This window comes from Corallococcus sp. CA041A (genome assembly GCF_003612075.1).
GTDB classification, from domain to species: domain Bacteria; phylum Myxococcota; class Myxococcia; order Myxococcales; family Myxococcaceae; genus Corallococcus; species Corallococcus exiguus.
The window spans coordinates 1-2,527 of sequence record NZ_RAWF01000052.1 but is presented as its reverse complement, the minus strand read 5'-3'; the positions used below and the strand labels follow the sequence as shown (position 1 = coordinate 2,527).

The 2,527-nt window shown below is 69.2% G+C and carries 3 protein-coding genes; 2 read left to right on the top strand and 1 reads right to left on the bottom strand.

Translation table 11 applies throughout. The annotated features are described in order from the left end of the window. The first annotated feature begins 283 nt into the window (after positions 1 to 283). Positions 284 to 757 (top strand): GNAT family N-acetyltransferase, encoded by a 474-nt coding sequence (locus tag D7V77_RS11880; RefSeq protein WP_120576384.1) that lies wholly within the window; start codon positions 284 to 286, stop codon positions 755 to 757. A 3-nt stretch (positions 758 to 760) separates the two neighbouring features. On the opposite strand, the gene D7V77_RS11875 is transcribed toward D7V77_RS11880, so the two are convergent. Then, entirely contained in the window at positions 761 to 1,777 is a 1,017-nt protein-coding gene (locus tag D7V77_RS11875; protein WP_233596862.1) for an oxidoreductase, read from the bottom strand. A gap of 551 nt (positions 1,778 to 2,328) precedes the next feature. Between D7V77_RS11875 and D7V77_RS11870 the strand changes: the two genes are divergently transcribed. Then, positions 2,329 to 2,527: FadR/GntR family transcriptional regulator (locus D7V77_RS11870; RefSeq protein ID WP_120576391.1), on the top strand; the 199-nt coding region annotated here is incomplete at its 3' end.

Sequence of the window (2,527 nt, the reverse complement as noted above, 5' to 3'; positions counted from 1 at the left end):
GGGCCAGAGACTCCTTGGGAGGGGGGCTTGCGAACGCTCGGGAAGGAGATGTGACGGGTTCCCGGACTCGCGAGCGCGCGGGATAGTAGACAGGCACTCCGACACGGCCGCAGCGATTTGGTCGAGCGGGCCTGGCTGTCAGCCCGCTCGGGAGCGAGGCCATGCGGGCGCTGGAGACCGAGCGGGAATTCCGCTCCACGCCCGGTCTCTGGTGACATGTTTCAGCGGTGTTTCACCGTGGTGGTGAAACGCCCGCGCCTGCCGTTTCCACTAGACTTCGGGAATGCCCGAGCCCTTCCGGATCCGCGAAGCCGTGCCTGCCGACGCCGAGCGGATCACCCAGGTGCTGCGCGACGCCTTCGAGGAATACCGCGGCCGCCTGGATCCGCCCTCCAGCGCGCACGACAAGACGGAGGCCGTGGTGCGGCGTGAACTGTCGGACGGCGGCGCCTTCGTCGCGGAGGCGGACGGCATCTTCTTCGGCTGCGTGTTCTTCCACCCGAAGGTGGACCACGTGTACCTGGACCGGCTCGCGGTGCTGCCATCACACCGGGGCCAGGGCATGTCGCTGCGCCTCATGGACGCAGTGGAGTCCCGAGCGCGCGCGTTGGGCCAGACGCGCGTGCGGCTGTCGGTGCGGCTCGCTCTCACGTCGCACCATGCGTGGTACGCGCGCCAGGGCTACGTCTTCCATTCCCATGGAACGCACGCGGGCTACGCGTCGCCCACGTTCCTGGTGTTGGAGAAGACGCTCTGATTTTCAGTCGCGAGGAGGCAGCGGAATGCGGCGGCCTTCGAGGTCGCTTTGGATCGCGGCCTGGATGACACGCACTGTCTCGCTCGCGCTCAGCGCCGTCACGGGCACGGGCGCGCCGTGGAGGATGGCGGCGCCGAGTTGCTGGTAGAACTGGCCATACGCACCAGGGACAGTGGCGACGGTTTCCCCCGAGGCCAGCAACCGGCCGTGGCGCTCCGCGGGTTCGCGGCCAAAGTCCGGATGGCCGGGACGCAGGCCCGCTTCGAGCTGTCCCTCCTGCGGATCCAGCGCATGCTTCACGTACGCATCCCGGTCGCCCTGCAACACGAAGCGGGGCCACGGCGCGTGCACCACGGAACCGGAGTGCAGCAGTACGCGCAGCGAGCCGTAACGCAGCACCAGGTGGAACCAATCCGTGCCCTTCGCGCCCGGACGTTGCCGGCCCAGGTCCGCGGCCACCGACTCTGGCAGGCCGAAGAGCTGCACTGCCTGGTCGATGAGGTGCGAGCCCAGGTCCCAAAGCGTCCCGCCGCCGGGCACGTCCTGCTCCTTCCATCGATCCTTCACCTGGGGCCGGAAGCGGTCGAAGTGGCTCTCCAGGCTATAGAGCGTCCCCAGCCGTCCCTGCTCCAGCAACTGGCGCACGGTGAGGAAGTCGCCGTCCCAGCGCCGGTTGTGGAACACGGTGAGGCAAAGCCCGCGCTCCTTCGCGAGCGCGTCCAGCCGCATCGCCTCGTCCGCGTCCAGAGCGAAGGGCTTCTCCACCACCACATGCTTGCCCGAGCGAAGCGCCTGTCCCGCGAGCGACGCATGCGAGTCATTGGGTGTGCACACGACGATCACGTCCAGGTCTGGATCCGCCAGCAGCGACTCCACGGTGCCGGTGCGGACACCTGGCCAGTCGCGGGCCACGGCGTCAGCGCGGCTGGACGCCACGGCAGCCAGGGTGAACGCGGGCTCCGCGGCGATGAGGGGTCCATGGAAGCGCGAGCCGGACAGGCCATAGCCAAGGAGGCCCACCCGCAACGGGGAGCCAGGGACGCAAGCGGAGGTCATGGACCGCGAGGGTAGCGGGAAGTGGTCACCATGCGGACAGACGTAAGTGCCTGGCCCTGCCGCCTTCCCGACACCGGAGCACGCAGCAGGGCCCAAGAAGAGCGTCGCCCCATGCCGCAACCCGAAGTGGTGGGCCAGAACGAGCTGCGTTTCGGCGCGCAGCCGCGGGCCGCGATGTCGTGGGGGGCGGACACCAGGCCAGGGGCAGAGGCGTCCGCCCGGGCCCGGTTGCCTCAAAACCTGTCCGACAGTCGGACAAGTTTCCGCAGCATGGGCCCCAGGCCGCGCCAGCCCGTCAGTGGGCACAACGTCATGCGCGCACGGATGCCAATGTGGTGCACGCACAGGGTCGCCCGCCCGGGGCCGGTTGCCTCAAAACCTGTCCGACTGTCGGACAGGTTTTCGCCCCATGCGGCCCGGGGGCGCGCTGGCCCGCAATCGACGCGGACCGTTGGGCTCGCGCATCCATGTCAGACCCCTGTGGTTGGATGGCGATGCTGGGACGAGGAAGGGGAATGGGGATGGAACGGCGAGGACTCGTGGCCTATGTGGAGGCGCAAATCGAGCGCGATATCGCGCTGGGGCGGCTGCACCCGAGCGGACAATTCGGCTCCGAAGCGAAGCTGGCGCGCCGCTATGAGGTGTGTCGGGGCACCATCCGTGAGGCGCTGCGGCGGCTGGCGGCGCGAGGCCTGGTGGTTCAGCGCCCCGGAC